Origin of the sequence: uncultured Sunxiuqinia sp., assembly GCF_963974515.1 — a bacterium.
In the GTDB taxonomy this organism is placed as follows: domain Bacteria; phylum Bacteroidota; class Bacteroidia; order Bacteroidales; family Prolixibacteraceae; genus Sunxiuqinia.
The window spans coordinates 1-6,472 of the sequence record NZ_CAXBDD010000149.1 but is presented as its reverse complement, the minus strand read 5'-3'; the positions used below and the strand labels follow the sequence as shown (position 1 = coordinate 6,472).

5 protein-coding genes are annotated in these 6,472 nt (G+C 48.2%); 2 read left to right on the top strand and 3 right to left on the bottom strand.

Features of this window, described 5'->3' with window-relative positions:
• The 3 genes from AAC033_RS17865 to AAC033_RS17855 all read right to left on the bottom strand — a co-directional run.
• Positions 1-1,049: histidine kinase dimerization/phospho-acceptor domain-containing protein (locus AAC033_RS17865; protein ID WP_339740656.1), on the bottom strand; the 1,049-nt coding region annotated here is incomplete at its 3' end.
• 85 nt (positions 1,050-1,134) lie between these two features.
• On the bottom strand, positions 1,135-2,136 hold the full coding sequence (locus AAC033_RS17860) for a bile acid:sodium symporter family protein (protein ID WP_339740653.1): 1,002 nt from the start codon (positions 2,134-2,136) through the stop codon (positions 1,135-1,137).
• A gap of 413 nt (positions 2,137-2,549) precedes the next feature.
• Positions 2,550-3,224, bottom strand: coding sequence for a Crp/Fnr family transcriptional regulator (locus AAC033_RS17855; RefSeq protein WP_339740651.1), 675 nt, complete (start codon positions 3,222-3,224; stop codon positions 2,550-2,552).
• Positions 3,225-3,304: 80 nt separating this feature from the next.
• On the opposite strand from AAC033_RS17855, the gene AAC033_RS17850 reads away from it, so the two are divergent.
• Positions 3,305-4,195, top strand: a complete 891-nt coding sequence (locus tag AAC033_RS17850) for a 4Fe-4S binding protein (RefSeq protein ID WP_339740649.1) — start codon at positions 3,305-3,307, stop codon at positions 4,193-4,195.
• 256 nt (positions 4,196-4,451) lie between these two features.
• Positions 4,452-6,116: a hydroxylamine reductase gene (gene hcp / locus AAC033_RS17845; RefSeq protein WP_339740646.1), complete on the top strand. Its 1,665-nt coding sequence runs from the start codon at positions 4,452-4,454 to the stop codon at positions 6,114-6,116.
• The last annotated feature ends 356 nt before the right edge of the window (positions 6,117-6,472 follow it).

The window sequence follows — 6,472 nt, the reverse complement described above, 5'->3', positions numbered from 1 at the left end:
ATCCGGTTGCGCTCAATGCGTGAGAAATTCAGAATCCGGTTCACAATGCCGGTCAGGCGGGCGCTTTCCTCATGAATGGTTTGAAGATATTCGGCCTGTTTCTCCTCGGTTTTGACCCGTTTCAATAAAAGTGTTTCTGAATACATGCTGATCAGGGCCAGGGGCGTTCGTATTTCATGCGACACGTTGGCCACAAACTCGGACTTGATTTCGGCCAGCTTCATCTCTTTCCGGATGTTGATCACCACGAAAATGAAGCCCAATACCACCAGCAATCCCACGCCCATCAGCATGTAATTGTCGCGCTGGGTGCGCTCGGTAGCCAAATCCACCAAGGTTTTCGACTTGAGCCGGATTCCGAGCCGATGACCGGGGAGGTACCACATGTCTGCATACGCCATGGTTTGAGCCAGTCCGCTATCATCTCCGGTGGTAAACAGCACTTGATTCGAGAGCGAATCGGCAATGCTGATGTAAAAAATATCGTGAGCCACTTGCTGAATCATGGGGCTGAGGTTCTGCTGAATAAAGGCCTGCCGCTCCACCACCAACTGACAAAGCTGCTCGCCATTCCGATTTTTAGGTAAGAAATAGAGCATGAGCTTGTCGTTGAATGGCTCCACCTCCACACGCTGATAATTGGATTCGAGGTAGCCCCGAAGCACGTCAAGCTGGCTTTGCCCGGGCCAGCGATCAATCGTAAAAACCGAGTCGTTGAAATAAACCGCCCGCTGCTCCCGGGAATTCAGATCCGAAAAACGCACCGCCTTCAAGGCTTCATTCTTGGCAAACAGGCTTTCTGTCAGTCCTTGCATGAGCTCGCCCTGGGGATCGACCGGATGATCGAGGCTTTGACTCCATTGCTGAACCACATTTTCAGAATATTGATTGATGGAATACAGGATGGATTCGAGCTGGGTGCTGAATACGCGCTCAACCATCTCTTCGTTTTTACTCAAGGCAGAAAATTCCCTGACCAAGTAGAATCCCATGGGCAGAGAAACAATAATCAGTAAAACCAGGCTTATTTTAGCTAGTGTTCGAACCATACGTTTTTTCTCGGTTTTCGGTAATGGATAAAGGTATTAAATCGAATTGAAAATCCCACCCCAAAATCCTTCAATCCTTCAACACTCAATCCTTCAATCCCTTCTCCTTCCCATAGCGGCGGGCCACAATGCTGATATAGAACAACTGAAAGGCATGGTAAATCATAACCGGTACCAAAAACAAACTGCCGATCGTGGTATCACCAAACAACACCATGACCATGACTGAGCCATGCACAAGAGATTTTTTTGAGGAAGCAAACAAAATGGTAATCCGGTCTTCACGATTGAACTGCATCAGCCGGGTCAGCACCTTTGTCCCTTCAAAAATGAAAAAGAACAAGCCGATCACGCTACCTCCCAACAGCAACAACTCATGGAGTTTAATGCTCGTGAAGATGCCATTGAGAAACGAATCGCTGAAACTCCGGTACACCACCATCAAAATAATCGATTTATCGAACAGGCTCAAATAGCGCTTGTTTCGATTGGCCCAAACACCCCACCAACGATGCAGTAAAAGGCCGATAAATACCGGAATAAGAATTTGGATCACCAAGTCTTGGATCACTTCACCAAAGGCGAAGGCTTCGCTTTGTTTCTCCAGAAAAATTCCCATCCATAGCGGGGTGAATAAAATGCCGATGACTCCGGAAATACTGGCATTAAAAATGGCGCTGGGCAAGTTGCCTTCAGCGATGGAGACCATAACCACAGAAGAAGATACGGTAGAGGGCAGGGCCGCCAGAAAGAAAACGGCCAACCAAAGCATTTCATTTTCGGTGCCTGCCAGCAAGGGGCGAAATGCCAGCACAACCAAGGGAAAAACCAAAAAAGTAATGGATTGAATCAACAGGTGCAGGCGCCAATTACTCAGGTCAGCCTTTAGTTTTTCGGGGCTCAGCCGCAAGCCATAAAAGAAAAACAGCAGCGAGATGCCATAGCGAATGAGCACTTTCAGCTCGATGGCGCTGCCCTGCCTTCCAATACCCGGAAGCAGGTAAGCCAAAAGAATCATTAGGAGAATGCCGGAGATAAATCCATCAGGCAAAAATCGCTTAATCGGTTGGAAATACTTGTTGGCCATGAACGTACGCTTGTCATTTTCGATTTACAAAGATGGCGTAATTTCAGGAAAGACCTTGTTTTGCCGAAGAAAATATTGCCGGCAGGCCTTTATTGGCTTTATAAAGAAGTTTAACCAAAAAGATCGCAGGGGAGATGAACGGCTGTCAGTTTTCAGTTGCTCAGTACGCGGCCAATTTCAACCCAATCGGGTCGTCAACTCCGGGCTCCCTTTCTCCTACATTTTCAGGAGCCTGTCCGGCTTTTAACCGAAGGAGATCCCAAGGGCAGCGAGGCGGAGGTGGTTGGAACTATCGATTCTTTCTTGTTTTTTAACCCACAGATGGTAAAGATTGGAAATACCTCTGGACTGGAAGGGTCAAACAACACCAGCCCGCGCGATTTTATCGGAGTAGATATGATTTCTTGTTTGCTTTAGCCTTTCAGCAACTCATTCATCTTTTGCTTATCCAAAATCCGGATCGACCGACGCTGTACTTCAACCAGGCCTTCCTGGTCCAGCTCGCCCATGGCCCGGGCAAGTGAGGGCCGGGTAACACCAAAAAACTCGGCCAGCTGAGCTTGCGACAAGGGCAGCTCCACCACAGCCAGCCGATCGCCGGCCAGCTCGAGCAGGTAGTGCGCGATCTTTTGCCGAATGGTTTTAAACGACAGAAATTTAATGCGCTGCGACAAAAACTGGGCGCGCGACGAAATCGAATTCAGGTAATTAGTCAGGATTCTTGAATCTTGTTGCAACAGCTTCAAAAACTCAGGCTTACTGATACTCAACAGGCTCACCCGCTCATTGGCAATCACCGTTACCGGGAAACGGTTGTTCTTTCCAAACAAAAAAGCGGCCGCCAAGGGACGCGGTGCCTCAATATCTTCAATCTTGATGGTTTTCCCGGTATAGTCGGCCATTTCGCCTTTCACACTTCCTTCGAGCACAATAAACAACCGGTTGCATTCATCACCGGCATGCACCACCAGCTCATTCTTCTGAAAGCCCTTCACCTGGTAATGCACTTGCTGCATAATCTCAGAAAGCCGTTCGGCCGAAATCCCCATAAAAACAGGTGACTTGGCCAGTAATTCAAAATCAAGCATAAAAATTCGGAGTTTGTAACATTTGATACATGCCCTCAAACAGGGGGCAGCTATTTTTGTTGCATCAAATTTAGGAAAAGATGATCAGAGAAATCGTAAAAATAGATGAAGACTTGTGTGACGGATGTGGATTGTGTATCCCAAATTGTCACGAAGGAGCATTACAAATTATTGATGGCAAGGCACGCTTAATTAGCGAATTGATGTGTGATGGATTAGGTGCCTGCCTGGGTCATTGTCCCCAGGGAGCCATTGAAATTGAAAAGCGTGAGGCTGAGGAGTACGATGAAGTAACCGTCATCAAGCAGATGATCCCGAAAGGCCAGAACTTGATAATTGCGCACCTGAAGCACTTGAAAGATCATGGTGAAACCGGCTTTCTACAGGAAGCCGTGCGCTACCTGAAAGCCAACGAAGACGAACTGCCGGTTGATGTATCAGCGATTATCAGCGAAGTGCACAACAGCAAACCCGAAGCGCACCAGGAATCCGGATGTGCCTCAGGCGGATGCCCGGGATCAGCTCCGGTGAGCTTCGAAAAACCAGCGTTTGTGATGGCACCCCAGGCTGCAGCAGCTCCGGCCGGACAATCAGAATTACAGCAGTGGCCTGTGCAAATGCACCTGATTAATCCCGCGGCCGGCTACTTCATGGGCGCCGACCTGTTGGTAGCAGCCGACTGCGCCGCATTTGCCCACGGAAGTTTTCACGACACCTTTATCAAAGGCAAAAAGCTGGTCATCGCCTGTCCTAAATTAGACCAGGGAAAAGAAATCTATGTGGAGAAATTGATTCGGCTAATCGACGAGTCAAAAGTAAACACCATCACGGTGGTGATTATGGAAGTACCTTGCTGCGGGGGTCTATCGCAACTGGTGCAAATCGCCATCGACCGGGCAAGTCGCAAAGTACCGGTAAAAGAAATTGTAGTTGGAATCAGAGGGGATGTATTAGCAGAAGAGTGGATGTAAAGGCGAAGTAGCCGGGAGCACCAATTCCCGGCTTTTTTTAAGTCACCCCAAAATCAAAAAAGAAATAAAAGATAGTGGCGAAGCTACGTCAAACAGCGAATCGATTCATCCTGAACTTGTTTCAGGATCTGTCGGAAGGACACACCTTTCCTGGTTGACACAGATTTCGAACCAAGTTCGGGATGACTTCTTTGTGCTTCTACCACTACCATTAGAAATGAAAAATCATTTAACCAGAAAATAATAGAATTGAGTTATGGAGAATATGTTTTGTTTTCAGTGCCAGGAGGCTTCAAAAGGAATTGGATGTACCATTAAAGGAGTTTGCGGAAAACCTGCCGATGTAGCCAACCTGCAAGACACTTTGCTCTTTGTGCTGAAAGGGATTTCAATCTTAAACACCGACCTGAAAGCTGTTGGAAAAGCCGATAAAAAAGTTAACAAAGCCGTCGTTGATGGTTTATTCAGCACCATTACCAATGCCAATTTCGATCACACGGCCTTTGTAATCCGCATCAAAAAAGCCCTGAAGTTACGCGACGAGCTAAAAGGGAAAGTGGCCGATGCCGGCTTGCTGATCAGCACTCACGAGTCGGTTCACTGGACCGCCAAAACGGGCGAAGAATTTGAAGCCAAAGCCCAGGAAGTAGGAATACTCAGCGAAAAGAACGAAGACGTTCGTTCTTTGAAAGAGCTGATCATTTACGGATTGAAAGGCCTGGCCGCATATGCGGAGCACGCTTATAACCTGGGACACGAGAAACAGGAAATTTTCGACTTTCTGCAAGAGACCCTGGCAGCTACCACCAAAGACTTGAGCGTGGATGAGTTGGTGAACCTGACCCTGGAAACCGGTAAATTTGGTGTGGATGTCATGGCGCTGCTGGATGCTGCCAACACCAGCTCATACGGAAACCCGGAAGTCACCAAAGTGAATATCGGCGTACGCAACAATCCGGCCATCCTCATTTCGGGGCATGACCTGAAAGACATGGAAGATCTGCTGAAACAAACCGAAGGAACCGGTGTGGATGTGTACACCCACAGCGAAATGTTGCCAGCCAACTATTACCCGGCCTTCAAAAAGTACAGCCACCTGGCCGGAAACTACGGCAATGCCTGGTGGAAACAAAAAGAGGAGTTTGAGTCCTTCAATGGGCCCATCCTGTTTACGACCAATTGCATTGTTCCGCCACTGGAAAACGCCAGCTATAACGATCGTATCTACACCACGGGCGCCAGCGGTTTAACGGGAGCTATCCACATTCCGGACCGTGTTGAAGGTGAGATGAAAGATTTTTCCATGATCATCGAACATGCGAAAAGATGTGCCGCGCCAACTGAAATTGAAACGGGCGAAATCGTGGGGGGATTCGCTCATAACCAGGTGTTCGAACTGGCCGGACCAATTGTTGAAGCCGTAAAAACCGGCGCCATTCGTAAATTCTTTGTCATGGCCGGATGCGATGGCCGAATGATGAGCCGTGACTACTACACCGAGTTTGCCGAAAAACTGCCGAAAGATACCGTCATTCTGACGGCTGGTTGCGCCAAGTACCGTTACAACAAACTGCCCCTGGGCGATATTAACGGCATTCCACGCGTAATCGACGCCGGACAGTGCAACGACTCGTACTCACTCGCAGTCGTGGCCTTAAAGCTGAAAGAAATTTTTGAGCTGGACGATGTGAATGAACTGCCCATCGCCTACAACATTGCCTGGTACGAGCAAAAAGCGGTGATTGTGTTGCTGGCACTGCTTTACCTGGGTGTGAAAAATATCCACCTGGGGCCAACATTGCCGGCATTCCTGTCGCCCAACGTAGCCAAGGTACTGGTCGAAAACTTCGGCATCGCCGGAATCACCAACGTGGACGACGACATGAAACTGTTCCTCGAACCGGTTGAAGAACAAGCATAACATTTGATTGAGTGATTGTGAATTGAGTTGAAGTGTTTGAATTGGGAAGAAAGCAGGGGTATCCGAAAGGGTGCCCCTTTTTCATTGCCCGTACATTGAGCCAGGCTATTCTGACCGATGCAAAAAACGCGAAGCGATTCAACGTGAATAGCCACGTATGAAATGCATGGTCACAGGTTTCAGATGTTTCAACAACCGCGGAGTGGTTGAATAACGACAATCCAATGGATTCAAATCCATTCAACCCCATCCCGGCGTTGGGGGCGCATTCACTATTCAATTCCATGCTGAGTTGTCCCACATGGCTATTTACATTTAACGGGGTCTACCCGTTGTCCTTTCATGAAACCCAATAA